We start from the raw sequence: 26,171 nt of genomic DNA, 5'->3' as shown, positions 1-26,171 counted from the left end.
CACCCGTCCCGAAGGGGTCTTGACCTGCGCAAACACCGTTCAGCTCCGTTTCCCGCCCGGTCGTCCGGGACGAGGTTCATCGTGGGGGCGCCGGCCCGACAACGCTCGACAACCAGAGTGTTGCCCGCCGACTCGTATCCGACACGCTAGCCGGTCCACCGAACGCAGTCGCGACGAAGGGGGGGACAAACGGCGGAGCCTTGACCGGGGAGCCCCTACGATTCCTTAACGTGCCTATGCCGACTGACCTTCCGAAACGCATCCTGATCGGGCGCGCCCTACGCAGCGACAAGCTGGGCGAGACGCTTCTCCCCAAGCGGCTCGCGCTGCCCGTGTTCGCCTCGGACGCGCTCTCCTCGGTCGCGTACGCCCCCGAGGAGATCCTGCTCACCCTCTCCATCGCGGGCGCCTCGGCGATCCACTTCTCCTGGCAGATCGGCGTCGTCGTGGCGATCGTGATGCTCGCCGTGGTCGCCTCCTACCGGCAGAACGTGCATGCCTACCCCAGCGGTGGCGGCGACTACGAGGTCGCGACCGTCAACCACGGGCCGGCTGCCGGCCTGGTGGTCGCCAGCGCGCTGATGGTCGACTACGTGCTCACCGTGGCCGTGTCGACCACCTCGGGCGTCGCCAACGTCGTCTCCGCGGTGCCCGCGCTGCGCGGCCACGAGACCGTCCTGTCGGTGGTCGTGGTCGTGCTGCTGATGGGCATGAACCTGCGCGGTGTGCGCGAGTCCGGCAGCGCCTTCGCCGTTCCCACCTACGCCTTCATGGTCGGCGTGATCGGGATGGTCGGCTACGGGGTGTTCCGGCACTTCGCGCTCGGCCAGGACATGCCCGCCGAGAGCTCCACGTTCCACCTGGCCGCCATCCCCGGCAACGACTCGCTGGCCGGCTTCGCGATGGTGTTCCTGCTGCTGAAGTCCTTCTCCTCCGGCTGTGCCGCGCTCACCGGTGTGGAGGCGATCTCCAACGGCGTGCCGGCCTTCCGCAAGCCGAAGAGCAAGAACGCGGCCACCACGCTGCTGATGATGGCGAGCATCGCCGTCGTGATGTTCATGGGCATCATCTGGCTGGCCCGGCTGACCGGTGTCCAGATGGCCGAGAACCCGACCGAGCAGCTCGTCGGCGCCTCGCCGGACTACCACCAGAAGACGGCGCTGGCGCAGATCAGCGAGGCCGTGTTCAACAACTTCACGCCCGGCTTCTACTTCGTCGCCGCCGTCACCGGCCTGATCCTGGTGCTGGCCGCCAACACCGCCTTCAACGGCTTCCCGGTGCTCGGCTCGATCCTCGCCCAGGACCGGTACCTGCCGCGTCAGCTGCACACCCGCGGCGACCGGCTGGCCTTCTCCAACGGCATCATCCTGCTGGCGATCGCGGCGATCCTGCTGATCCTCGCCTTCGACGCCGACCCGACCCGGCTGATCCAGCTCTACATCGTCGGCGTCTTCGTCGCCTTCAACATGAGCCAGTCCGGCATGATCCGGCACTGGACCCGGCTGCTGCGCACCGAGACCGACCCGGCCAAGCGCCGCCACATGCAGCGCAGCCGGGCGATCAACGCCTTCGGCCTGGTGATGACGATGGCCGTGCTGATCGTCGTCCTGGTCACCAAGATCGGCCACGCCTGGATCGCGATCGCCGCGATGGCCGTGCTGTTCGTGATGATGAAGGGCATCCGGCGCCACTACGACCGGGTCTCCGACGAGCTGACCGCCGCCGAGGAGCCGGACGACGTGGTGCTGCCCACCCGGGTGCACGCCATCGTGCTGGTCTCCAAGCTGCACAAGCCGGCGCTGCGCGCCCTCGCGTACGCCCGGCTGGCCCGGGCCCACACGCTGGAGGCCGTCACGGTCAACGTCGACCCGGCGGACACGGCGGCGCTGCGCCGGGAGTGGGACGAGCGCGGCATCGAGGTGCCGCTCAAGGTGCTGGACTCGCCGTACCGCGAGATCACCGGGCCGGTCCTGGACTACGTGAAGAACCTGCGGCGCAGCAGCCCGCGGGACGTCGTCTCGGTCTACATCCCGGAGTACGTGGTCGGCCACTGGTACGAGCACCTGCTGCACAACCAGAGCGCGCTGCGGCTCAAGGGCCGGCTGCTGTTCAAGCCCGGCGTGATGGTCACCTCGGTACCGTGGCAGTTGGAGTCCTCGGAGCGGCGCAAGCCGCAGAAGGCCTGGTCGGCGCCGGGCGCCGTCCGCCGTGGCGAGCCGCGGGCGCCGAAGGCCGTAGAGTCGAAGGATTCCGTCTCCACCGGTGCGAACGCCGGTGACACCTCCGAGCGCAGCAAGGACTCCTCCCAGTGACCCGCAACACTCCGCCCCGCTCCTCGGGCTCCTCCGGCAAGGGCGCCCGCCGGGGCGGCTCCCAGCCCGGGCAGGTCTCCCGGCCGCGCTGGGGCCGGCCGGCCCGTCCGGAGGCCACCGACCGCGACGGCCTCACCGCGCGCACCGCGCCGATCGTCCCGGGCGAGCCGGAGGACCGCGGGCCCGCCGGGCCAGCCGCCGAGAAGGGCGCGGGCAAGGGCGCCGCGGGCAAGGGCTCCGGCAAGGGCGCGCCGAAGGGTGCGTCGAAGGGCGCGGGCAAGGACGCCGGCCAGGACGCGCCGAAGGGCGCCGCCGGGGCCGGCCGGAAGGCGCCGCGCAAGCAGGCGGTGCGGCCGCCCAAGGCGCTGCGCACCGCCGCCGCGCGGCCGTCGCGGCCCGAGGCGCCCTCCGGGGAGCCGCTGGCCGGGCAGCGCTACGAGGTCGAGGTCGGCCCGGTCGCGCACGGCGGCGGGCACTGCGTGGCCCGGCACGAGGGGCGGGTGCTGTTCGTGCGGCACGCGCTGCCCGGTGAGAAGGTCGTCGCGCTGGTGACCGACGGGACGACCACCTCGCGCTTCCTGCGGGCCGACGCGGTGGAGGTGCTGGAGCCCTCCAAGGACCGGATCGAGGCGCCCTGCCCGTTCGCCGGTCCCGGCAAGTGCGGCGGCTGCGACTGGCAGCACGTCACCCCGGGCGCGCAGCGCAAGCTCAAGGCGGCGGTGCTGACCGAGCAGCTGGCCAAGCTGGCCGGGCTCACCCCGGCCGAGGCGGGCTGGGACGGCAGCGTCGAGCCGGTCGGCGGCAAGCTGCCGGCCGGGCAGGTGCCGGCCTGGCGCACCCGGGTGCAGTACGCGGTGGACGCGGAGACCGGGAAGGTCGGTCTGCGCAAGCACCGCTCGCACGAGGTGCAGGTGATCGACCGCTGCCTGATCGCGGCCGAGGGCGTCACCGAGCTGGGCATCGAGTCCCGGGACTGGCCGGGCGTGGCGGGCGTCGAGGCGATCGCGGCGAGCGGCTCCTCGGACCGTCAGGTGGTGCTGACCCCGCGGGACGGCGCCCAGCTGCCGCTGGTCGAGCTGGACAAGCCGGTGTCGATCGCCCGGGTGGACGCGCAGGGCGACCTGCACAAGGTGCACGGGCGCTCCTTCGTTCGCGAGCGGGCGGCCGGGCGGACCTGGCGGGTCAGCAACGGTGGCTTCTGGCAGATCCACCCGGAGGCGCCGGACACCCTGGTCGACGCCGTGCTGGACGGTCTGGACCCGCAGTGGGGCGAGAACGCGCTCGACCTGTACTGCGGCGTCGGCCTGTTCGCGGGCGCGCTGGCCGACCGGGTCGGCGAGGACGGCGCGGTGCTCGGCATCGAGTCCGCCAAGCAGGCCGTGGTCGACGCCCGGCACAACCTGGCCGCGCTGGACAACGTGCGGATCGAGTGCGACCGGGTCGAGACGCTGCTGCCGCGCACCGGCATCACCGCCACCGACCTGATCGTGCTGGACCCGCCGCGCGCCGGCGCCGGCCGTGAGACCGTCGCCCACCTCGTCGGCCTGGAGGCACGCCGGATCGCGTACGTGGCCTGCGACCCGGCGGCGCTCGCCCGGGACCTGAAGTTCTTCCGCGAGGGCGGCTACCGGCCGGTCTCGCTGCGGGCCTTCGACCTGTTCCCGATGACGCACCACTTCGAGTGCGTGGCGATCCTGGAGCCGGCCGGGGAGTGATCCCGGGCCCCCGGGCACGCACGGCAGGAGGCGGTCACCCGTTCGGGGTGACCGCCTCCGGCTCGTACGGAGCGGAGCGGTCCGGCTCGGGGCGCGGCCGCGTTCGGGGGCTACTCGTTGTGCTCCTCCTCGTCGGCGCTGTGCGGGAGGTCGATGCCGTGCTGGGCGGCGAGCCGCAGGAGCGAGGCGACCCGGCCCTCGTACGCCTGGACGCCGTCGGCGTCCCCTTCTGCCCGGGCCGCGGCGAGGTCGCGGCGGGCCTGTGCGAGCTGCTCGCGCAGCTCCTGGTCGAACATGGCTGTCATCGGTCGGCCTCCGCACCGGTCGGCGCCCGCTCGGGGGAACGCGGGGGGGATTTCAGCGTCCCGGACGGTGCGGGAGTCTTCAAGTCCCGCACCTCCCGGTGGGGCACGGCGGCCGCGGACGGGCCCGGGCCGGGGCGGAAGGTCAGGTGCCGGCAATGCGCTGGTAAAAGATGGCGCGGGTACGGCCGTTCGACCCCGGGAGGGGGCTTGACGAGGCAATTCGCCGGGGTGAAGGTGAGCCACTGACATGTGATGTGTGCTGTTGCACCGCCCGTGGTGGCAGCCACCCCACGCCACCGGCCGGGGCCGGCCGGTGCGTGAGGGGGAGCGTCATGGAGTTGGAGCTTCGGCACCTGCGGGTGCTGTGCGCCATCGCCGACACCGGGAGCGTCGGGCGGGCCGCCGCCCTGCTCGGCGCCTCGCAGCCGGCGACCAGCACCCAGCTGCGCCGGATCGAGCGCCACCTGGGCGCCTCGCTGTTCGACCGCACCGCCGCCGGGGTCGCGCCGACCGGCTTCGGGGTGGAGGTGCTGGCCGCCGCCCGGGAGCTGCTCGCCCGCGCCGACAGTCTGGGGCGCCGACCGGAAGCCCAGGCGGGGCCCGCCCCGCGCGAGTTGCGGCTGGCGGCGGCCAGCGAGCCGATCCTGCCCGGGCTGCTCGCCAGGGCCCGGCATCAGCGGCCCGGGCAGCGCTTCACCGTGACGTCGGTCCACCGCCCCTCGGACGCCGTCGAGTTGCTGGAGCTGGGCGAGGCGGACGCCGCGGTGGCCGTGGACTACCCGGGCCGGGAGCTGGGCCGCTCGCCGTCCGTCGCGCACCGCGGCATCGTCACCGAGCCCGTCTTCGTCGCGCTGCCGGCCGGCCACCGGCTGCGGCACCACGCCGAGGTGGCCCTGGCGGACCTCGCGGAGGAGGAGTGGCTCCTGGCCCCCGACGACGGGGCCGGCTGGCACGGCGTGTTCCACGGGGCCTGCGCCGCGGCGGGGTTCACCCCGGCGAGCGTCCACGAGTTCCTCGGCGGCCGGCTGGAGCTCCAGGAGATGGTCGCCGCCGGGCTCGGCGTCTCCGTCGTCCGGGCCACCACCCGGCCGCTCGCCGAGGTGCTGGTCAAACCGCTCGCCGGGACGCCGATCTGGGTCCGGCAGCTGCTGGTCTGGCGGCCGGCCGGGGTGGACGGGGAGGTCGTGGAGGCGCTGTTCGGGGCGGCGGTCGCGGCGTACCGGGACCTGGTCGCGGCCGCGCCGGGCTTCCAGGCGTGGGCGGCGCGGACGTACCGGCCGTAGCGGGGCAGGGTCAGGGCCGGAGTGTTATGGCAGGGCCAGGCAATGTCATATGACCTGTGACATTGTTCTGACCTTCCGTCGCTGGCAGGATCATGACGCGTTCCCCCACCGTCTCGGCAGTCCTCCCAGCGCCTCCCCCACAGGAGAAGGACCCACCAGTGCGCCCACGGATACCCCTCCCCACCCTGCTGGCCGGCCTCGTTGCCGGCTGCTGCGCCGCCGCCACGCTGCTGCCGGCCGCCGCTTCCGCCGCTTCCGCCGCTTCCGCCCCCTCCGGTGCGGCCGCCCGGCCGGCGACCCCTGCGGCCGACCCGGGCTCCGTCCTGCCGAAGCCGCTCGGCGCCTTCCTCACGGTCGACCCGGCCGAGCAGGCCCGCGCGGCCGAGGAACCCGCCCCCGTCGCCAAGCCGCTGCCCCCGGCCCTGCTCGGCCAGGCCGTGATGGGCCAGCCGGCCGGTACCGCCGTGCAGACCGCGCCGCGCCCGGCCGATCCGAAGACCGCCGTGCCGGCCAAGGCGGCCCTCGCCGCCCGCGGTGCCGCCGGTGCGGCCGCCGCCGCGCAGAGCTGCACCCCGGCCGACTTCGGCAGCCGCAGTGGGGCCGACCTGGTCTCCTTCCTGGAGGCCTCGACCCCGGACTGCGTCAACACCCTGTTCAACGTCACCGGCGCGGACGCGGGCGGCATCTTCAAGGAGTCGAAGATGCTCACCGTCGCCAACGCCTTCCAGGCCGCGGCGGGCGGCTACACCGGCGACAACTCGACCGGCATCCTGCAGCTGGTGCTCTTCCAGCGGGCCGGCTGGTACGTGCAGTCGTACAACGCGGGCGCGGTGGGCCCGTACGACGCGGCGCTGACCGGCGCCTCCAAGGCCGCCCTCGACGCCTTCTTCGCCAGTGCCCACCGCACCGACGTCAGCGACGCCAACGGCACCGTGCTCAACGAGGTGCTGGTGCTCACCGACAGCGCCAACCTCCAGGGCGCCTACCTGGGCGTCTACAAGCAGGTCCTGACGGCGTACGACAACTCGTACAACGCCTTCCCGAAGATGCTCAAGGCGGTCAACGCGGTGCTCTCCGCGCCGCTGTGGCGGGGCAACTGGAACCCCGACTTCGTCAGCGCGGTCGGCGCCGACCCGAGCATCGGCGCCACCCTGGGCGACTTCGCGCTGAACCACAAGGACCTGCTCGGCACGGCCAACGCCTACCTGGACGTCAACGCGGGCAACGACCTCGGCCGGATGGCCGGCGACGGCCCGACGGTCGAGGCCGCGGTCAAGGGCAAGGTCAAGGCCGTCCTCGACGGCGCACAGATCACCGGCGCCACCGGCCCGCTGTACGTCCACACCGCCTACCAGGCCAACAGCTTCGACCCCGGCCAGTGCTCCTACTACGGCACCTGCGACCTTCCGGCCAAGCTGACCGCCGCGGTGCTGCCGAACCAGCTGGTCTGCGACAACCGCACCATCCAGACCGAGGCGCTCTCGCCCGCCGACCTGTCCGCGGTCTGCGCCAGCCTGCGCGGCGAGGACACCTTCTTCCACAAGCTGGTCAAGGACAGCGGCCCGATCCCCGGCCAGTACGACAAGGAGCTGACCCTCGCGGTCTTCGCCAACCAGGCCGACTACCTGACCTACTCCTGGGCGATCTTCAACAACTCCACCGACAACGGCGGACAGACCGTCATGGACCCGACCGACCCGAACAACCGGGCCGTGTGCGTGATGTACCAGAAGTCCTGGAACGACGGCTTCACCGCCAACGTGTGGAACCTCAACCACGAGTACACGCACTACCTGGACAACATCTACGACCTCAAGGGCAACTTCTCCACCGAGATCTCCGTCCCGGACATCTGGTGGATCGAGGGCGTCGCCGAGTACGAGTCCTACGCCTACCGCGGCACCACCGACACCCAGGCGATGGCCGAGGCCGCCAAGCACACGTACAAGCTGAGCACGCTCTTCCAGAGCACGTACGGCAACTCGGACACCGTGCGCACCTACCCGTGGGGCTACCTGGCGGTCCGGTACATGTTCGAGAAGCACCCGGCGGACGTCGACGCCATGCTCGGGCACTTCCGCACCGGCGACTACCAGGGCGGCTACGCGGTCTACAACGGCATCGGCACCGGCTACGACGCCGACTTCGACGCCTGGCTCGACGCCTGCGCCGGCGGCGCCTGCTACGCGGCCGGCCCGACCGCGCTGTTCGGCCAGACCGTGAGCGGCCCGACCGTCACCCTGACCGACAAGTCGGTCCAGACCGGGTCCGGCCGGATCACCGCCTGGCACTGGACCTTCGGCGACGGCGGCTCCTCCGACCAGCAGAACCCGACCCACACCTACGCGGCCGCCGGCACCTACACCGTCGCGCTGACCGTCACCGACGACACCGGCAGGACCGCCAGCACCCCCGCCTCCGTCACCGTGACCACCGGCGGAGGCGGCGGCCCCACCACCCCGCCGACCTGCACCGACCCGCGCACCGACGCGCTCGGCAAGAACTGCTCGCGCGCCAACCTCTCCGCCACCGCCGGCAACCTGGACTACCTGTACGTCTACCTGCCGGCCGGCACCAGCACCCTGAAGATCACCGCCTCCGGGGGCACCGGCACCGCCTCCCTGTACTACAACGAGAGCACCTGGGCCTCGCCGAGCGCGTACACCGCCTCGTCCACCAACCCGGGCACCACCCAGAGCATCACGGTGACCAACCCGACGGCGGGCTACCGGTACGTGAGCCTCTACGCGAACACCGACTTCAGCGGGGTGACCGTCAGCACCCAGTTCTGATCCGTCGTCCGCCGTGCGCCGTCCTCCGGGCGCGGGCCGGGTCCGTGGCAGCAGCCGCGGGCCCGGCCGTCCGGCGTTCCGGTGTCCTGGTACTCCGACGCTCCGGTGTTCCCCGGTTTCCCGCGTTCCGGTGACGGCGAGGTTGCGCGGGGGCGTGCCACAGGTGTGCGGGCGGTGTGCGTGCGCCCTTGTTGTGCTAGCACTTGAGCGCTAGCTTGAACGGCATGGGTAAGAAGCAGCTGAACGTGCGGGTCGACGCCACGACCGCCGAGATGGCCCGGGAACGGGCGGAGCAGCAGGGGATCTCCATGAACCAGTACATCGAGCGCCTGGTCCAACAGGACATGGGCGAGTCCGGGCGGGCCTTCGTGGACGCGGCCGCGCAGTTCATGAAGGAGTACGAGTCGGCCTTCCTCGCCGAGTTCGCGGAGCCGGGCGACCTCCAGGACGTGCGCCGTTGAAGCTGGAGGTCGACCTCTCGTGGTTGCTCATGACCGCCGAGCAGTACACCCCCGGTGACCCACAGGTCACCGACTACGGCTCACTGCTCGCGGCCGTCACCCGCCACCAGGCCGAGATATTCGACATCGCGGTCTACCCCGAACCACCGGACCGCGCCGCGGCGCTGATGCACCAGCTGATCCGGGTGCCCGCGCTGGAGAAGACCAACGAACTCTTCGCGACCGCCGTCGCCTACGCCTACCTGGTCGCCAGTGGCTGCACCGTCGCCACCACCGCCCGCGAGGTACGCAGCCTCTCCCGGGCCATCCGCGAGGGGCGGCTCGGGGTGTCGGGCGTGGCCGAGCGGCTGGCGGCCTGGGTGGTCGACGAGGCGGAGGGGGAGGGGGTCGCCGGAGCGGACGAGGAGGACGAGGACGACGACTGACCGGCGCCGTCCCCGTCCCCGGCGGGGGCTCCCGGGGTGCTGCTACGCGGCGGGCTCCGGCCGGGGTCGGCCGGAGTCCGCCGGTCGGCCGGTTGCCGCCGGTTACTGCCCGTCGGTGGGTTCCTGCTGGGCGGCGGGCTCCGCTATCAGGGCGGTCGCGAAGGCGCGGAAGCCGATCCGGCGGTAGATCCGGGCGACGTCCTCGTCGGCGGCGGACAGGAACACCGTCCGCACCCCGTTCGCCCGGGCGTGGGCGACCAGGGCCGCGGTGACCGCCAGGCCCAGCCCGCGCCGGCGTGCGGACGGGAGCGTGCCCACCCCGGCCACCTCGGTGACCGGGCCCACCGGGTTGTGCTGGCCCGCGCACAGAGCCGTACCGTCCTCGACGGCCGCGGCCAGCACGGTGGCGCCGGCGGTGATCCGGTCGGCGATCCGCTCGGCCGTGCCGTCGGCCGTCAACTTCACTGCGGACTCGGCGAGTTCGGCCGCACCGGCCGAGCCGATGGCGGTGCCCGGATCGTCGAAGGCCAGGTGCGGGACGGCGATGGCGGCCGCCAGCTCCGGCGCGTCCGGAGCCAGCACCCGGACCTCCACCCGCCCCGGCAGCTCGGGCACCGGGGCCGCTTCGTCCTGCGGGCCCAGCACCAGCAGCGGGTGCTCGTGCACCGTCAGGCCCGCCGCCTCGACCGCCGCGCGCAGCCCGGGGGTCCGCTCGGCCACCCACTCGAAGGCCTCCGGCACGCCCAGCTCCCGCTGCCGTTCCAGCACCCGGCGGACGTCCTCGGCGGTGGCGGCCGGGCCGGTGTGGTCGAGGGTCGGGCGGGCGTAGTACGGCCAGCCGGCATCCTCGCGGACGAACAGGGTCAGCGGTCCGAAGTCCTCGGTGCGGGCGGCGCCGCGCGGAACGGCGTCGTAGTAGCGCTCGATCTCGTCGAGCAGGGGGCGGTCGGGGGCATGATCGGCAGAGGTCACGGCGTGCATCCAAGCAGGGGCGGCGGTGCGGTGCCACCGATTTGTCGGGGTCGCGCGGTCTGCTCCTGTCGGGGGCGCGGGGTCCGCGCCGTCGACCCGGGGGTTCGCTGTCGTCGTTCCGGGCCGATTGTTGCCGAACGCTTACCCGCTCGCAGCGATCTTGTGCGGACACGACGTGCATGCTGAAGCCTTTACAGCTCTGCCGAGGGGGACGGCGGACGTCTGCACTAGGCGAGGCAAGGGGGAAGACAGGCCGATGAGGCTCTGCTTTCTGGTGGAGGAACACTACCGGCACGACGGCATGCCGCTCGACGTGGCGCGCCAACTCACGGCGTGGGGGCACCGGGTGGACGTGCTGCGCCCCGGGGACTCGCTGCTGGCGATCTCCGAGGAGGTCCGGGCCGGCAGCCACGACGCCTGGGTGCTCAAGACCGTCTCCGGCGGACCCGGGCTGACCCTGCTGGAGTCGGCCGCCGCCGTCGGCCTCACCACGGTGAACGACGTGCGTTCGATCCGCGGGGTCAGGGACAAGGCGCTCGCCGCGGTCATCGGCCGTAGCCGCGGCCTGCCCGTCCCGGTGACGTACGCGGCCGCGCGCTGGGAGCGGCTGGCGGAGATCCCGGCCACCGAGTACCCGCTGGTGGTCAAACCCGCCGACGGCAGCTCCGGGCGCGCCGTCCGGCTGGTGCGCGGCCCCGACCAGCTGCTGGAGGTCGGGCCCGAGCTGGCGGGGGAGGGGCTGCTGATCGCGCAGCCGTACGTGCCCAACTCCGGGACCGACCTCAAGGTGTACTGCGTCGACGGCGAGCTCTTCGCGACGGAACGTTCCTCCCCGCTGCACCCCGGGCAGGGCGTGCGCGAGCGGCAGGTGCCGCTGCCGGGGAGCGTCGCGCGGATCGTGGCGCAGGTCGGCGAGGTGTTCGGGCTGGATCTGTACGGGGTGGACGTGCTGCTGGGGCCGGACGGGCCGGTGGTGGTGGACGTCAACGACTTCCCGAGCTTCCGGCAGGTGCCGGACGCGGTGGCCAGGGTCGCCCGGGCGGTGCTGCGGCTCGCGCGCAGCGGGACGGCCGTGTCGGTGCCCGGCGGGCCCGCCGAACTGGTGCCCGCCGGCGGCGACCCGTACGGGCAACTCGGCTTTGGTGAGGGGGAGTTGCGATGAAGGTCGGGCTGATCACCGGCGACCCGGGGCACCCGGTGCTGGCGGCCGCGGCCGAGCTGCTGGTGCGGCAGGGGCACGAGGTCGGGGTCGTCCCGCCCGCCGGGTCCGTGACCGGGCCGGCGGACGTCTACCTGCTCAAAGCCCGTACGCCGCAGGCGCTGGCGTTGGCGGGGGAGTTGGAGCGGCGGGGCGCGCCGGTGGTCAACTCGGCGGCGGCCACCGCGCTGTGCCAGGACCGGGTGCGGATGGCCGACCTCGCCCGCGCCGCCGGATTGCCCTTCGCGGCCACCGAGGCGGTCGGACGGCTGGGCGAACTCGCCGATCCGGCCTACCCGTTCGTGGTCAAGAGCCGGCACAGCAGGCGGCACGACCTGGTCGCCCGGGTGGACGGGCCGGCCCGGCTGCGCGAACTCGCCGAGCGCTGGCCCGACGAGCCGGTCGTCACCCAGTCGTTCGTCCCGGGGACGGGCTGGGACCAGAAGCTGTGGGTGGTCGACGGGCAGGTGTTCGCGGCCCGGCGGCAGTCCGAACTCGCCACCGGCACGGGGAAGTCGGGGCGGGCGGAGGAATGGGAGCCGTCCGCCGCGCGGGCCACGCTCGCGCTGCGCGTCGGCGAGGTGTTCGGGCTCGACGTTTACGGGGTGGACCTGCTCGACGGGCCCGCGGAGCCGGTCATCGTGGACGTCAACGCCTTCCCCGGGGTCCGCGGCCGGCCCGGCGCGCCGGAGGCGCTCGTGGCGCTCGCGCTGCGGGTGGGGGAGGAGCGGGGGCGGGCGCTCGCCGGGCTCGGGCTCGGGAGAGGCGTGCGGTAGGGCACGGGGCGGGGGGCTGGGTGGGGCCCTTCGCCGGGGGCGGGTCGGCGGCCCGGGGCGCCGGGCCGCCGAGGTCGTTAGGCTGGCTGGCGCCCCGACCGGCCGGGGCGTACGGCGAGAGAAGACGGAACCTTGCTCCAGGACATCGAGCGCTACCTGGCCTGCCCGCACTGCGCGCAGGCCCTCACCCGGCACGACCGCAGCCTGCGCTGCCCGGCCGGGCACAGCTTCGACCTCGCCAAGCAGGGCTACGTCAGCCTCCTCGCCGGCGACGCCCACACCGGCACCGGCGACACCGCCGAGATGGTCGCGGCCCGCGCGGACTTCCTCGCCGCCGGGCACTACCGGCCGATCGCCGAGGCGCTGGCGCAGACCGCCTCCGCCGTGGTCGCCGGCGAGTCCGACGGCCTGGTCGCCGACCTCGGCGCCGGCACCGGCCACTACCTGGCACACGTCCTGGACGCCCTGCCCGGCACCGTCGGCGCGGCCCTTGACATCTCCAAATTCGCGCTGCGCCGCGCCGCCAAGGCGCACCCCCGGATCGGCGCCGTGGTGTGCGACGCCTGGCGTCCGCTGCCGCTGCGGGACGCCTCGGCCGAGCTGATGCTCAACGTCTTCGCCCCGCGCAACGGGCCCGAGATCCGCCGGGTGCTGCGCCCCGGCGGCACCCTGCTGCTGGTCTCGCCGACCGCCCGCCACCTGCGCGAACTCGTCGACGCGCTGGGGCTGCTGTCGGTGGACGAGGAGAAGCAGCGGCGGATCGACGAGAAGCTCGGGCCGTACCTGGAGCCCGCGGGGCGGCAGGAGGTCGAGTTCACCCTGCGGCTGGGCCCGCAGGACGTGCGCACCGTCGTCGGCATGGGGCCGAGCGCCTGGCACACCGACCCGGAGCGGCTCGACGCCGCGCTCGCGGAGCTGCCGGAGCCGGTCGAGGTGACGGCCTCGGTGACGGTGGCCGCGTACCGGCGCTGACCACCGACGTGGGCCGCGTGCCGGCGCTGAGCACCGACGTGGGCCGCGTGCCGGCGCTCCGCATCGACGTGGGCCGCCCCGCGTGCGACGCCGGCCGCGCACCGCCGTCGAGCGCCACGTTGGGATGAATCTGCCGCGCAGGCACGTTTCTGCCGCTCGGCCTGCGGCTAACGTCCGACGGGTGAACCGCGACGCCACCAGGTCCGCAAGGCCGTCCCAGCTCCGACCGGGCGCCCCGGGGCCCGACCGGCCGCCCGTGCCGCGCCCCACCGTCGAGGAGCTCCGGCTCACCTCGTTCAAGTCCTACCGGCGCGCGGTGCTGCCGCTCGCGCCCCTCACGGTGCTGCACGGGCCCGCCGGGGTCGGCAAGTCCAACGCGCTCGACGCGCTGGCCGTGCTGTCCCGGCTCGCCCTCGGCGAGGAGATCGCCGACTCGCTGGACGGGCTGCCCGAACGCACCGGCCCGCTCGCCGCACCCGTCCGGGGCGGCCTGGACGGGTGCGTCCCGCACGGACGGGACGCGATCATCCTCGGCTGCACCGTCCGCTCGCCGCACGGCCTGATCCGGCTCGACGTGGTCGTCCGCACCGACGGCCCGGTCCGGATCGCCCGGGAGTCGCTCACTCTCGACGGCCGGACCCTGATGGACACCGGCGAACAGGACGTCCGCAACCGGCGGGTCAACGTCTGCTGGCACAACGACACCCGCCAGGGCGACATCCGCGCGCCGTTCCCCAGCGGCACGATGATCACCGCCCAGCTGCCGCTGCGGGTCGCGGGCTCGTCGGCCGGGGAGTGCCTCGTCCTCGCCGCCACCGAGGACCTGCTTACCGCCCTGCGCGAGGTCTTCCCGCTGCACCCCGTCCCCGCGCTGATGCGCGGCTGGGCGCGGGCCGACCCGCAGGCCCGGCTGCGCAGCAACGCCGCCAACATCTCCGCCGTCGTCGCCCGGCTGAGCAACGAGTGCCCGCGCCGGTACGGGCAGCTGCTGCGCGCCGTGCAGTCCGCCGCACCGCACCCGCTGCTCGGGCTCACCCTCGCCGAGCGCGAGAGCGCGGGCGTGCGGCGGGTCCTCGCCGTCTTCGACGAGGGCGTCCTCGGGCGCACCGGCGCGGACCAGGCCTCCGACGGCATGCTGCGCCACCTCGCCTTCGCCGCGGTGCTGCTGACCGGGGCCGGGGTGCTCGACCTCGACGTGGCCGCCGAGGTGCCCTGGGCGCACCGGCAGCTCACCGTGCTGGCCGAGGACCTGGGAGCGGGGCTCTCCGGCGAGCAGACCGCCACGCTGCTGCGGCTGGCGCGGGACATGGCGGACCGCAGCCAGCTGCGGGTGGTCGCGGCCCTGCAGGAGCCGGCGGCGGCGCGGGAGGTGCTGGGCGGCGCGCCCGGGGGCGGGATGGTGCTGGTCGAGTGCCGGCGGGATCCGGACTCCGGGTTCACGGTGCTGCGGCCGGAGACGGCGCGGGTGCCGGTCCAGGGCGGACGAGGGGAGGCGGCCGGGGAGACGGCGGACCCGTTCGACGGGGTGCCGGCAGGGGGCGCGGCAGCGGATGAGGACCGGTCGGACGAGCCGTCGGGTGAGCGGTCGGCGGAGCAGGCGGGGGCGGCCGGATCCCCGGTGGGCGGTGGGGCGTCCACGGCGGGCGCTGGGGCGGCGGGCCGCGATGCGGTAGACCTGGAGGGGTGAGCGAACGAGTGACGGGGTCGGCGGAGCCCACCGTGGCGGCCCTGCGGCAGCGGTTGGTGGAATTCGCGGCGGCCCGGCGGTGGGAGCCCTTCCACACCCCGAAGAACCTGGCGGCGGCGCTGAGCGTGGAGGCGGGGGAGCTGCTGGAGATCTTCCAGTGGCTGACGCCCGAGCAGGCGGCGTCGGTGATGTCCGACCCGGAGCGCGCGCACCGGGTGCACGACGAGGTCGCGGACGTGTTGGCCTACCTGCTGCAGTTCTGCACGGCGGTCGGGGTGGATCCGCTGGAGGCCCTGGCGGCCAAGATCGAGCGGAACGAGCTCCGCTTCCCGGTGCCGGTGGACGCGGCCGAACCAGGTGAAAATGTGGCCGGCGTCAACTCGGAGGTGGGCGACCAACCCTTGTGAGGGGCGGGAGTTATCCACAACCCCCCACTTGTCCACAGCTTCTGGCAACGTGGATGCGCGCTCGCGCTCTTCCTCGCACGCTTTCGCCGTGACCAGCCGTCACCACACGGACCGCCCTCCCGGCGACCGGGGCGACGGCGACAGCGAGCGAGGGGAGCGGTTGGCCATGGAGGCACTGCGACTGATCAAGACGGCCCGGCACGCCCTGGCCGAGGCCAGGCACGTACCGGACGTCCTGGCCGAGGCGCGGCAGGCCGCGCTGCTCACCGAGGCGGTGGGCGCCAGGCTGGCGGAGTCGGAGGACGAGGAGCTCACCGGGCTGGGGCAGCAGCTGTCCGAGGCCGGGGCGCACGCGGCGGTCTGCCTGGACCGCTCCGTGGTCCGCGCCGCCCTGGTGAGCGGCGGCCGGGCCGCGCGGCTCACCGACCTCGGGGACTTGGAGCCCGCTCTCGGAGCGCTCGACGGGCTGCTCCAGGAGGTCGGCGAGACGCTGGTGGTGCTGGCCTGCGGGGCGGACACCGAGAGCCTCTACTGGACGTGCATCGACGGCGTGGACGCGGTGTCGGAGTGCAAGGACCTCACCGCGCGGCTGCGCGAGGCGGCGGTCCGGGGCGGAGAGGCGCAGCCCGCGGTGCTTGGCGGGGCGGAACGGGAACGGGAGCGGGTCGGTGGCGGGGCGCCGTTACTGGTGCTCCGGCTCGGCCCGCCGGGCGAGGCCGGTCCGCCGGGCGGCGGCGCGGCGAGTGGCCGCGGCTCGCCCTCCGGCAGTGGCCCACCCGGGGCGGGCGGGCCGGCGGAGGAGGAACGGTCGGCGGGCTACCGGGAGCCCGAGGTGTCCGAGGCCTCGGAGGTGTCCGTGCCGGTCGGATAGGCGGTGGAGTCGCCGCTCCCGGGGACGGAGCCCTGGAGTTCGTCGAGGTCCGCGGTGACGGAGGCGAGCAGTTCCTGCATCTGCTCCAGCAGGCTCTTGGGGGTGGCGGGTCCGGCCGAGGTGCCGTCGGCCGAGCCCGTCGGGCTGCTCGGGAACTGCGGCGTGGCAGATGGTTCGGACATCACGGGACCTCTTCGGATCGGTGGTGCGGCGTGGAGCGGCCGACGGTGGCTCGGCCGCACGGCGGGAGGCGGCAGTTGCCCGCCACCGGGGCACCCACCCCGCCGTTGCACCCAACGAACCGCTCCGGATGTCGTCACCCGGACACCACCCGATGCGGTCCAACTCCGGCGCGCGGTAAGCCTCCCGGGTGAGGCGGGGTTGCCGTCGCGGCGCTGCCTCGGCTAGGCGCGGAGCGGCTCGGGGCACGAAGCGGGACGGCGGCCGGTGACGCGGAGCCGGGTGGTGGTCGGCCGTGTGGAGCGGTGCGTCGGCGGACACGCCCGGAGAGGAGACCGGAGGTGAGGTGGAGACGGCTCGGGGGAGAACCCACCCCTTGCCACTCTCAACGTATAGCGCATGGGGGGTCTTGCGGCAAGGCCCCCGTGGTGGCGCACAATCGCAGGCCTCAGATCGGAGCTGATGCCATGAACAGCCGGACCACCAGCGCGTTCGACCTTCCCGCCCGCCTCGCCGCCAAGGCCGATCCCGAGCTGATCGGCGAGGACGAGCGGCACTTCGCGGCCGTCGCGGAGAGCCTGGAGCAGTCGATCGTCGAGCTGTCCGACCGCCTCGACGCGCTCCGCCGCGCGCCGGGCGGCCTCGGGCGGGAGGCGATGGACCGGGACATCGAGGTGCACAGGCTGACCGGTCGGCTGCGTGCCCTGCGCCGCTTCGGGCTGGACCTGTGCCTGGGACGGGTCGTCCTCACGGACGACCCGGAGCCGGTGTACATCGGGCGGCTCGGCCTCACCGACAGTGAGGGGCGCCGACTGCTGGTCGACTGGCGCTCGCCCGCCGCCGAGCCGTTCTTCGCGGCCACCCACGCCGACCCGATGGGTCTGGCGAGCCGGCGCCGGTACCGCTGGACGGGCGGCCGGATCGGCGACTACTGGGACGAGGTGTTCACCGCCGAGGCCCTGGAGGGGCATGCCGCGCTGGACGACCAGTCCGCGTTCATCGCCGGCCTGGGCGGCAACCGGTCGGCCCGGATGCGGGACGTGCTGGCCACCATCCAGGCGGACCAGGACGCCGTCATCCGGGCCGGGTCCCGGGGCGCCCTGGTGGTGGACGGCGGCCCCGGCACCGGGAAGACGGTCGTCGCGCTGCACCGCTCCGCGTACCTGCTCTACTCCGACCCCAGGCTCGGCCACCGGCGCGGCGGCGTGCTGTTCGTCGGCCCGCACCAGCCCTACCTGGCCTACGTCGCCGACGTCCTGCCCAGCCTCGGCGAGGAGGGGGTGCGCACCTGCACCGTGCGGGACCTCGTCGCCGAGGGGGCGAAGGCCGGGGCCGAGCGGGACGCCGGGGTGGCCCGCCTGAAGTCCTCGGTCGACATGGTGAAGGCGATCGAGAAGGCCGTCCGGTTCTACGAGGAGCCGCCGACCGAGGGCATGGAGGTCACCACCCACTGGGCCGACCTCTGGCTGAGCGCCGAGGACTGGTCCGACGCGTTCGACGCGCCGGACCCGGGCACCCCGCACAACGAGGCCCGCGAGCAGATCTGGGAGGAGCTGGCCACGATCCTGATGGACAAGCTGGACGAGGACGAGGGCGTCTCGCCGGAGCTGTTCCGCCGGTCGCTGCGGCAGGACCGCGAGCTGGTCGAGACGCTCAACCGGGCCTGGCCGCTGCTCGACGCGGCCGACCTGGTCAGCGACCTCTGGTCGGTGCCCGCCTACCTGCGGATGTGCGCGCCCTGGCTGGCGCCCGAAGAGGTCCGCAGGCTCCAGCGCAAGGACGCGCCCCAGGCCTGGACGGTCTCCGACCTGCCGCTGCTGGACGCGGCCCGGCAGCGGCTCGGCGATCCGGAGGCGGACCTGCGCCGGCGCCGGCGGGAGGCCGCGGCCGCCGCCGAGCGCGAACGGATGGCCGACGTCATCGGCGACCTCCTGCAGGCCGACGACGACGGTGAGGGCGCGGTGGCGATGCTGCGCGGGCGCGACCTCCAGGACACCCTGGTCGACGAGACGGCCCTGCCCGTCGCCGACCCGGAACCGCTCGCCGGGCCGTTCGCGCACATCGTGGTGGACGAGGCCCAGGAGCTGACCGACGCGGAGTGGCAGATGCTGCTGCTGCGCTGCCCGTCCCGGAGCTTCACCATCGTCGGGGACCGGGCACAGGCCAGGCACGGTTTCACGGAGTCCTGGCGGGAGCGGCTGGAGCGGATCGGGCTCGACCGGAGCACGGTGGCCTCGCTGAGCATCAACTACCGGACGCCGGAAGAGGTCATGGCCGAAGCCGAGTCCGCGATCCGGGCCGCGCTGCCCGACGCCAACGTGCCGACCTCCGTCCGCAGCAGCGGCATCCCCGTCGCGCACGGGTCGGTGGCGGAGCTGGACGCCGTCCTGGACGGCTGGCTCGCCGAGCACACCGAGGGGATCGCCTGTGTGATCGGCGCCCCCGGCTTCGAGGCGCGGCCGCGGGTCCGGTCGCTGACTCCGGAACTGTCCAAGGGGCTCGAGTTCGACCTGGTCGTCCTGGTCGACCCGGAGGCGTTCGGCGGGGGCGTCGAGGGAGCCGTCGACCGCTACGTCGCGATGACCAGGGCGACGCAACGGCTGGTGGTCCTCAGGAGCATGTGAGAAGACGGCGACGGCGGGCGGCGGAGGGAGCGGGGTGTGGGAGAAGGGAGCGGAGGGGCTGAAACGCGCCTCGCCCGGTCGGGTGACGCGGGTGTCGGGTGACGGCGGCGGGAGGCCAGACTGGGGCGATGGACGAGGAGGAACCGCTGGCGTCGTGGGCGGCCAGGCGGGCGCAACGGCTACGGCCGGTCGGGCAGTTGCGGGCCGTACGGCTCACGGGCGGACGACAGCGGGGTGCCCATGTGACGCCGGGTGAACCGAGGCTGATCGTGCGCTGGGACGGCTACCAGTGGTTGCCGGAGACGGTGGCCGAGGACTACGCCACCGCCCAACGGATCCTGTACGGGATCGAGGGCGCGGGAGCACCGCGGCCCGGGCGTCAGGCCCGGCGGCCGAGGAAGGCGCCGGGGCGCCACCGCAAGCCCTGACGCCCGCGCGGGCAGGTCCACTCGCAGCGGTGCCCGAGCCGCACCCGGACCACGAGCCGCCCCGGTCGCGGCCGAACCCGGGGAAGGAGCGGTTCCCGGGAAGCGCGCGGCCCCCCGGCGCCGGACCCCGACAGCCCCTGCCCGTAGGTCAGTTGTGGGCGTGCAGGTCGGCGTTCAGGCCGCCCCAGGAGCCGGAGCGGGCGATGACCTCGACCGCGCCGCTCTGCGAGTTGCGGCGGAACAGCAGGTTGTCCTGGCCGGACAGCTCGACGGCCTTGGCCACCGTGCCGTCCGGGGTGGTGACCCGGGTGCCGGCGGTCACGTACAGGCCGGCCTCGACCACGCAGTCGCTGCCGAGCGAGATGCCGATGCCCGCGTTGGCGCCGAGCAGGCAGCGCTCGCCGACCGAGACGACCTGCTTGCCGCCACCGGACAGGGTGCCCATGATCGAGGCGCCGCCGCCGATGTCGCTGTGGTCGCCGACGACGACGCCCGCGCTGATCCGGCCCTCGACCATGGAGGTGCCCAGCGTGCCGGCGTTGAAGTTGACGAAGCCCTCGTGCATCACGGTGGTGCCGGCGGCCAGGTGCGCGCCGAGCCGGACGCGGTCGGCGTGGGCGATGCGCACACCGGTCGGGGCGACGTAGTCGGTCATCCGCGGGAACTTGTCGATCCCGTACACGGCCAGTTGGCCGCCCTGGGCGCGCACGGCCAGGCGAGCCTGCTCGACCTTGTCCACCGGGACGGGGCCGATGCTGGTCCAGGCGACGTTGGCCAGCAGGCCGAAGATGCCGTCCAGGTTCTGGCCGTGCGGCTTGACCAGCCGGTGGCTGAGCAGGTGCAGGCGCAGGTACACGTCGTGCGTGTCGAGCGGCTTCTCGTCCAGCGAGGCGATGGTGGTGCGCACGGCGACCACCTCGACGCCGCGGCGCGCGTCGGCGCGCAGCGCCTCGGCCGCGCCGGCACCGAGCTCGGCCTCGGCCTGCTCGGCGGTCAGCCGGACGGTGCCGGCCGGGCCGGGCTCGGCGGCCAGCGCGGGAGCGGGGAACCAGGTGTCGAGGACGGTGCCGTCGGCGGCGATGGTGGCCAGGCCGGCGGCCACGGCGCCGGTCGCCGCGGAGGTGGATTCGAGCGAGGTGGATTCAGCAGTCACACCGTGCACGTTAACCAATGCGGGGCCCCGGTGCCGAACACGCCCACCGGGCGGACGCGCCCGGCGGACGCGCTGGTCGGCGGCCCGCGGGGCGGGAAAACCCGGTGCTCGGCGCTCCGGTGCTGGGCAATACTTCAGCGGGTGTTCATGTCGATCTCCACCACCGGCAGCGCCGAGGCCCCGGCCACGGACCTCGGGTTCCTGCTGCACAAGCACCCCGGCAAGGTCCAGCAGTTCACCACGTCGCACGGCGAGGCCCACGTCTTCTACCCCGAGGCGGGGGACGAGCTCTGCACGGCGGCACTGCTGCTGGACATCGACCCGATCGCGTTGGTCCGCAAGGGCCGGGGCGACGGCAGGGGGCGCGGCGGCTCGCCCGACTTCGCGCTCTCCCAGTACGTCAACGACCGCCCGTACGCCGCGTCCTCGCTGCTCGCGGTGGCGCTGCGGACGGTGTTCCGGTCCGCCATGAAGGGCGCCTGCCCGGCCCGCCCCGAACTGCCGGAGCGGGTGCGCCCGCTGCGGATCGAGCTGCCCGCCGTGCCCGCGAACGGCGCGGGCGAGGCCGGCGGCCCGGCCCTGGTGGCCCGGCTGTTCGAGCCGCTGGGTTGGCGGGTCGAGGCGACGGCGATCGCGCTGGACGAGTCCTTCCCCGAGTGGGGCGAGTCCCGCCACGTGCGGATCGCGCTCTCCTCCGACGCGGTCCGGCTCGCCGACGCGCTCCAGCAGCTGTACGTGCTGCTGCCGGTGCTGGACGGCGCCAAGCACTACTGGGTCGCCCCGGACGAGGTGGACAAGCTGCTCGCGGCCGGCCAGGGCTGGCTGGCGGCCCACCCGGAGCGCGCCCTGATCACCCGCCGCTACCTGGCCCGGCGCTGGTCGCTGACCAGGGCCGCGATGGAGCGACTGGAGCTGGCCCGGCTGGCGGAGGCCGACGACCGCGAGGTCGAGGAGATCGACAACGCGGTCGACGACCGGCCCGAGGAGGAGGTGCGGGAACAGCCGGAGCCCAGGCAGCCCTCGCTCGCCGAGCAGCGCCGCGCCGCGATCCTCACCGCGCTGCGCGAGACCGGCGCCGCCCGCGTCGCCGATCTCGGCTGCGGCCAGGGCGAGTTGATCGGCGAGCTGCTCAAGGACGCCCGGTTCACCGGGATCCTCGGCGTGGACGTCTCCACCAGGGCGCTGCGGGTGGCGAGTCGTAAGCTGGGCCTGGAGCGGTTGTCGGAGCGTCAGGCGGCCCGGTTGTCGCTGGTGCAGGGAGCGCTCACCTACACCGACGTCCGGCTCAAGGGCTTCGACGCGGCGGTGCTGTGCGAGGTGATCGAGCACCTGGACCTGCCGCGGCTGCCCGCGCTGGAGTACGCGGTGTTCGGCGCCGCCCGGCCGAGGACGGTCGTGGTCACCACGCCGAACGCCGAGTACAACGTCCGCTGGGACAGCCTGCCGGCGGGCGCCGTCCGGCACGCCGACCACCGCTTCGAGTGGTCCCGGGCCGAGTTCCGCGCCTGGACCGGGAAGGTCGCCGCCGCGTACGGCTACACCGTGGAGCTGCGCCCGGTCGGTCCACAGGACGAGGAGGTCGGCGCCCCGACCCAGCTGGCCCTGTTCACCACGTCCGCTCCGACCACCACGACCACCGTGACCACCATGCCCACCACGTCCGCTCCGACCGCCACGATCATGGCACCCACCACGCCCACCCCGACCACGACGCCCGAAGGAGGCGAGCCCCGATGACCGATGACACGACCGACACCCCCGGCGAGAGCCGGGACCAGGACCGCGCGGAGAGCGCCACCCCCCGCCGCCTCCCCGTCACCGACGTCTCCCTCGTCGTCCTGATCGGCACCAGCGGCGCGGGCAAGTCCACCTTCGCCCGCCGCCACTTCCTGCCCACCCAGGTGGTCTCCTCCGACTTCTGCCGGGGTCTGGTCGCCGACGACGAGAACGACCAGTCCGCCTCCGCCGAGGCCTTCGACGTCCTGCACTACATCGTCGGCAAGCGCCTGGCGGCCGGCCGGCTGACCGTCGTGGACGCCACCAACGTGCAGCCCGAGGCCCGCCGGCAGCTGGTCGCGATCGCCCGCGAGCACGACGTGCTGCCGATCGCGATCGTCCTGGACGTCCCACCGGGGGTGTGCGCCGAGCGCAACCGCTCCCGCCCGGACCGTCAGCTGCCGGCCCATGTGATCCCCCGCCAGCACCGGGAACTGCGCCGTTCCCTCCGAGGCCTGGAGCGCGAGGGCTTCCGCAAGGTGCACATCCTGCGCGGCGAGGCCGAGGTCGCGGCCGCCGAGATCGTGCTGGAGAAGCGCTACAACGACCTGCGTCACCTCACCGGCCCGTTCGACCTCGTCGGCGACATCCACGGCTGCCGCTCCGAGCTGGAGACCCTGCTGACCCGGCTCGGCTACACGCTCACCCGGGACGCCGAGGGCCGCCCGGTGGACGCCGCGCACCCCGCGGGCCGCACCGCCGTCTTCGTCGGCGACCTGGTCGACCGCGGCCCCGACACCCCGGGCGTGCTGCGCCTGGTGATGGGCATGGTGGCGGCCGGCCACGCGCTCTGCGTGCCGGGCAACCACGAGAACAAGCTGGGCCGGGCGATGGACGGCAAGAAGGTCAACGTCGCCTACGGCCTCCAGGAGTCGCTGGACCAGTTGGCGGGGGAGAGCGAGGAGTTCCGGGCCGAGGTCCGCGCGTTCATGCGCGGCCTGGTCAGCCACTACCTGCTGGACGGCGGTGCCCTGGTGGTCTGCCACGCCGGTCTGCCGGAGAGGTACCACGGTCGCAACTCCGGCCGGGTCCGCTCGCACGCGCTGTACGGGGACACCACCGGCGAGACCGACGAGTACGGCCTGCCGGTGCGCTACCCGTGGGCGGAGGAGTACCGGGGCCGGGCGCTGGTGGTCTACGGCCACACCCCGGTGCCGGCCGCGAGCTTCGTCAACAACACCGTCTGCCTGGACACCGGCTGCGTCTTTGGCGGCAGCCTGACCGCGCTGCGCTACCCGGAGCGCGAGCTGGTGAGCGTCGAGGCGGAGCGCGAGTGGTACGCCCCGGTGCGTCCGCTGGTCACCGACGCGCCGGGCGCCCGCGAGGGCCGTCCGCTGGACCTCGCCGACGTGGCCGGGCGCCGGATCGTCGAGACCGGGCTGCACGGGCGGGTGGCCGTCCGGGAGGAGAACGCGGCCGCGGCGCTGGAGGTGATGAGCCGCTTCGCGCTGGACCCGCGGCTGCTCGCCTACCTGCCGCCGACCATGGCACCGAGCGCCACCTCCCGACGGGACGGCTACCTGGAGCACCCGGAGGAGGCCTTCCTCGGCTACCGGGCCGACGGCGTGCGGCACCTGGTCTGCGAGGAGAAGCACATGGGCTCGCGCGCGGTGCTGCTGGTCGCCCGGGAGGAGTCCGCGCTGGAGCGCCGTTTCGGCGTGGCCGGCCCCGGTGCGATCTGGACTCGGACCGGCCGCGCCTTCCTCGCCGACGAGGAGCTCACCGGCGCCGTGCTCGGCCGGGTCCGGGAGGCCGCCGAGCGTGCCGGGCTGTTCGAGGAGCTGGCCACCGACTGGCTGCTGCTGGACGCCGAGCTGATGCCCTGGTCGCTGAAGGCGGTGGAACTGCTGCGCCGCCAGTACGCGGCGGTCGGCGCGGCGGCGGGCGCCGTCCTGCCGGAGGTGCTGTCCGCGCTGGAGCGGGCGGCCGGGCGCGGCCTGGACCTGGCCCACCTGACCGCCCGCCAGCGGCAGCGCGCGGCCGACGCGCAGGCGTTCACCGAGGCGTACCGGCGTTACTGCTGGCCGACGGAGGGCCTGTCGGGCATCCGGCTCGCACCGTTCCAGCTGCTCGCGGCCGAGGGGGTGAACCTGGCGGTGCGCCCGCACGACGAGCACCTGGCCTGGATCGACCGCCTGGTGGCCGCCGACGCGACCGGCGCCGCCGACGGCACGGAACACCCGCAGGACCCTCGGTACCCGCAGGGCCCTCAGGACCCGCAGCACCCGCAGCACCCGGAACACCGGAAGGAGCCGGTGCTGCACCGTACCCGCCGGATCCTGGTGGACACCGAGGACGAGGCCTCGATGGCCGCCGCCACCGCCTGGTGGGAGGAGCTGACCGCGGCGGGTGGCGAGGGCATGGTGGTCAAGCCGCTGGCCTCGCTGGTCCGCACGGTGCGCGGTGAGGGCCGGCCGGGCGGCCTGGTGCAGCCCGGGGTGAAGGTGCGCGGCCGGGAGTACCTGCGGATCATCTACGGCCCGGACTACACCGAGCACCTCGACCGGCTGCGCCTGCGCGCGCTGGGCCACAAGCGCTCGCTGGCGCTGCGCGAGTACGCGCTGGGCCTGGAGGCGCTGGACCGGCTGGCGGCGGGGGAGCCGCTGTGGCGGGTGCACGAGCCGGTCTTCGCGGTGCTCGCGCTGGAGTCGGAGCCGGTCGATCCGCGACTGTGAGCGCGGTGCCGGAAGGCGGGGAGCCCTTCGCGGGCTCCCCGCGGGCTTCCCCGGAACCCCCTCCTGTGGGACCGTCCCGGCCCCGCCTCTGTATAGAAATTCCGAGTATCGTATAGACTTGCCGCTTCCTCCAGTCCCGTCACCCCAGGAGCCCGGCATGGCCTTCAACCTCCGGAACAGGCACTTCCTCAAGGAGCTCGACTTCACGCCCCAGGAGTTCCGCTTCCTGGTGGACCTCGCCGCCACGCTCAAGGCGGCGAAGTACGCGGGCACCGAGCAGCCCAGACTGCGCGGCAGGAACATCGCGCTGATCTTCGAGAAGACCTCCACCCGCACCCGCTGCGCCTTCGAGGTCGCCGCCCACGACCAGGGCGCCACCACCACCTACCTGGACCCCACGGGCTCCCAGATCGGCCACAAGGAGTCCATCAGGGACACCGCCCGGGTGCTCGGCCGGATGTTCGACGGCATCGAGTACCGCGGCCACGGCCAGGAGATCGTCGAGGAACTGGCCGAGTACGCCGGCGTCCCGGTCTGGAACGGCCTGACCGACGAGTGGCACCCCACCCAGATGCTGGCCGACGTGCTCACCGTCACCGAGCACACGCCCAAGCCGCTCCCCGAGGTCGCCCTCGCCTACCTCGGCGACGCCCGTTCCAACATGGGCAACTCGCTGCTGGTCACCGGCGCCATGCTCGGCATGGACATCCGGATCGTCGCCCCGCGCGCGCTCTGGCCGACCGAGGAGGTGCAGAAGTCGGCGCGGGACCTGGCCGAGACGACCGGGGCCCGGATCACCCTCACCGAGGACGTGGCCGAGGGTGTGGCCGGCGCCGACTTCCTCTACACCGACGTCTGGGTCTCGATGGGCGAGCCCAAGGAGGTCTGGGCCGAGCGGATCGAGCTGCTCAAGCCGTACCAGGTCTCCATGGACACCGTGCGGGCCACCGGCAACCCGGACGTGAAGTTCCTGCACTGCCTGCCCGCCTTCCACGACCTCGGCACGGTGGTCGGGCGGCAGATGCACGAGGCGACCGGCATGAGCGAGCTGGAGTGCACCGACGAACTGTTCGAGTCGGCGCACTCCATCGTGTTCGACCAGGCCGAGAACCGGCTGCACACCATCAAGGCGGTGCTGGTCGCCACCCTCGGCTCCTGA

Annotated in this window: 21 protein-coding genes; 17 read left to right on the top strand and 4 right to left on the bottom strand. The window is 73.9% G+C overall.

The features are described 5' to 3' along the window. The first annotated feature begins 236 nt into the window (after positions 1 to 236). The gene (locus tag ACGF0D_RS38150) at positions 237 to 2,312 is read left to right on the top strand and encodes an APC family permease (protein ID WP_392884373.1); all 2,076 of its coding nucleotides are present in this window, start codon (positions 237 to 239) and stop codon (positions 2,310 to 2,312) included. Positions 2,313 to 2,677: 365 nt separating this feature from the next. Beyond that, complete coding sequence (locus tag ACGF0D_RS38145) at positions 2,678 to 4,027, top strand: class I SAM-dependent RNA methyltransferase (protein ID WP_392924421.1); 1,350 nt, start codon at positions 2,678 to 2,680, stop codon at positions 4,025 to 4,027. A 110-nt stretch (positions 4,028 to 4,137) separates the two neighbouring features. Here ACGF0D_RS38145 and ACGF0D_RS38140 read toward each other — a convergent pair whose 3' ends face one another. Beyond that, positions 4,138 to 4,332, bottom strand: coding sequence for a hypothetical protein (locus ACGF0D_RS38140; protein ID WP_350505495.1), 195 nt, complete (start codon positions 4,330 to 4,332; stop codon positions 4,138 to 4,140). A gap of 332 nt (positions 4,333 to 4,664) precedes the next feature. Here ACGF0D_RS38140 and ACGF0D_RS38135 point away from each other — a divergent pair, with 332 nt between their 5' ends. The 4 genes from ACGF0D_RS38135 to ACGF0D_RS38120 all read left to right on the top strand — a co-directional run bounded on the left by ACGF0D_RS38135 (position 4,665) and on the right by ACGF0D_RS38120 (position 9,293). Further along, the gene (locus ACGF0D_RS38135; RefSeq protein WP_392924414.1) at positions 4,665 to 5,615 is read left to right on the top strand and encodes a LysR family transcriptional regulator; all 951 of its coding nucleotides are present in this window, start codon (positions 4,665 to 4,667) and stop codon (positions 5,613 to 5,615) included. A gap of 158 nt (positions 5,616 to 5,773) precedes the next feature. After that, positions 5,774 to 8,407: a collagenase gene (locus ACGF0D_RS38130; protein WP_392924412.1), complete on the top strand. Its 2,634-nt coding sequence runs from the start codon at positions 5,774 to 5,776 to the stop codon at positions 8,405 to 8,407. A gap of 224 nt (positions 8,408 to 8,631) precedes the next feature. Next, on the top strand, positions 8,632 to 8,868 hold the full coding sequence (locus ACGF0D_RS38125) for a toxin-antitoxin system HicB family antitoxin (protein ID WP_355260484.1): 237 nt from the start codon (positions 8,632 to 8,634) through the stop codon (positions 8,866 to 8,868). Between the two features lie 29 nt (positions 8,869 to 8,897). After that, complete coding sequence (locus tag ACGF0D_RS38120; protein WP_392884370.1) at positions 8,898 to 9,293, top strand: fic family toxin-antitoxin system, toxin component; 396 nt, start codon at positions 8,898 to 8,900, stop codon at positions 9,291 to 9,293. 102 nt (positions 9,294 to 9,395) lie between these two features. Here the strand turns inward: ACGF0D_RS38120 and ACGF0D_RS38115 are convergent, their stop codons facing one another. Further along, a complete protein-coding gene (locus ACGF0D_RS38115) occupies positions 9,396 to 10,265 on the bottom strand; it encodes a GNAT family N-acetyltransferase (RefSeq protein ID WP_392924410.1) in 870 nt (289 codons plus the stop codon). A gap of 256 nt (positions 10,266 to 10,521) precedes the next feature. On the opposite strand from ACGF0D_RS38115, the gene ACGF0D_RS38110 reads away from it, so the two are divergent. The 6 genes from ACGF0D_RS38110 (at position 10,522) to ACGF0D_RS38085 (ending at position 16,176) form a co-directional block, all read left to right on the top strand. After that, positions 10,522 to 11,427, top strand: a complete 906-nt coding sequence (locus tag ACGF0D_RS38110) for a RimK family alpha-L-glutamate ligase (protein ID WP_392924407.1) — start codon at positions 10,522 to 10,524, stop codon at positions 11,425 to 11,427. Further along, positions 11,424 to 12,239, top strand: a complete 816-nt coding sequence (locus ACGF0D_RS38105) for a RimK family alpha-L-glutamate ligase (protein WP_392924404.1) — start codon at positions 11,424 to 11,426, stop codon at positions 12,237 to 12,239. Before ACGF0D_RS38110 ends, ACGF0D_RS38105 begins: the two co-directional genes overlap by 4 nt. Positions 12,240 to 12,371: 132 nt before the next feature. Continuing rightward, positions 12,372 to 13,211, top strand: a complete 840-nt coding sequence (locus tag ACGF0D_RS38100) for a putative RNA methyltransferase (RefSeq protein ID WP_392924401.1) — start codon at positions 12,372 to 12,374, stop codon at positions 13,209 to 13,211. Between the two features lie 256 nt (positions 13,212 to 13,467). Beyond that, the gene (locus ACGF0D_RS38095) at positions 13,468 to 14,898 is read left to right on the top strand and encodes an AAA family ATPase (RefSeq protein WP_392924399.1); all 1,431 of its coding nucleotides are present in this window, start codon (positions 13,468 to 13,470) and stop codon (positions 14,896 to 14,898) included. An 8-nt stretch (positions 14,899 to 14,906) separates the two neighbouring features. Further along, positions 14,907 to 15,305, top strand: a complete 399-nt coding sequence (locus tag ACGF0D_RS38090) for a nucleotide pyrophosphohydrolase (protein ID WP_392924419.1) — start codon at positions 14,907 to 14,909, stop codon at positions 15,303 to 15,305. A gap of 88 nt (positions 15,306 to 15,393) precedes the next feature. Beyond that, positions 15,394 to 16,176: a DUF6099 family protein gene (locus ACGF0D_RS38085; protein ID WP_392924396.1), complete on the top strand. Its 783-nt coding sequence runs from the start codon at positions 15,394 to 15,396 to the stop codon at positions 16,174 to 16,176. Here the strand turns inward: ACGF0D_RS38085 and ACGF0D_RS38080 are convergent. Continuing rightward, entirely contained in the window at positions 16,122 to 16,358 is a 237-nt protein-coding gene (locus ACGF0D_RS38080) for a hypothetical protein (protein ID WP_392924393.1), read from the bottom strand. The two genes, ACGF0D_RS38085 and ACGF0D_RS38080, sit on opposite strands and share 55 nt — an antisense overlap. A 465-nt stretch (positions 16,359 to 16,823) precedes the next feature. On the opposite strand from ACGF0D_RS38080, the gene helR reads away from it, so the two are divergent. Further along, complete coding sequence (helR, locus tag ACGF0D_RS38075) at positions 16,824 to 18,980, top strand: RNA polymerase recycling motor ATPase HelR (protein ID WP_392924390.1); 2,157 nt, start codon at positions 16,824 to 16,826, stop codon at positions 18,978 to 18,980. A gap of 128 nt (positions 18,981 to 19,108) precedes the next feature. After that, positions 19,109 to 19,408 (top strand): DUF6087 family protein, encoded by a 300-nt coding sequence (locus ACGF0D_RS38070; protein ID WP_392884343.1) that lies wholly within the window; start codon positions 19,109 to 19,111, stop codon positions 19,406 to 19,408. 148 nt (positions 19,409 to 19,556) lie between these two features. Here ACGF0D_RS38070 and dapD read toward each other — a convergent pair whose 3' ends face one another. Beyond that, entirely contained in the window at positions 19,557 to 20,561 is a 1,005-nt protein-coding gene (gene dapD, locus ACGF0D_RS38065) for a 2,3,4,5-tetrahydropyridine-2,6-dicarboxylate N-succinyltransferase (protein ID WP_392924388.1), read from the bottom strand. A 141-nt stretch (positions 20,562 to 20,702) separates the two neighbouring features. Here dapD and ACGF0D_RS38060 point away from each other — a divergent pair, with 141 nt between their 5' ends. From ACGF0D_RS38060 to argF, 3 genes are all read left to right on the top strand, one after another. Next, positions 20,703 to 22,298, top strand: a complete 1,596-nt coding sequence (locus tag ACGF0D_RS38060) for a 3' terminal RNA ribose 2'-O-methyltransferase Hen1 (RefSeq protein ID WP_392924385.1) — start codon at positions 20,703 to 20,705, stop codon at positions 22,296 to 22,298. After that, on the top strand, positions 22,295 to 25,012 hold the full coding sequence (locus tag ACGF0D_RS38055; RefSeq protein WP_392924382.1) for a polynucleotide kinase-phosphatase: 2,718 nt from the start codon (positions 22,295 to 22,297) through the stop codon (positions 25,010 to 25,012). The genes ACGF0D_RS38060 and ACGF0D_RS38055 overlap by 4 nt, the downstream gene beginning before the upstream one ends. Before the next feature lie 157 nt (positions 25,013 to 25,169). Further along, positions 25,170 to 26,171 (top strand): ornithine carbamoyltransferase, encoded by a 1,002-nt coding sequence (argF, locus tag ACGF0D_RS38050; protein WP_392924379.1) that lies wholly within the window; start codon positions 25,170 to 25,172, stop codon positions 26,169 to 26,171.

Origin of the sequence: Kitasatospora sp. NPDC048298 (assembly GCF_043201465.1) — a bacterium.
GTDB lineage: Bacteria > Actinomycetota > Actinomycetes > Streptomycetales > Streptomycetaceae > Kitasatospora.
Note: the sequence above shows the minus strand (reverse complement) of the source record. Positions and strands in the feature narration are given on the sequence as shown.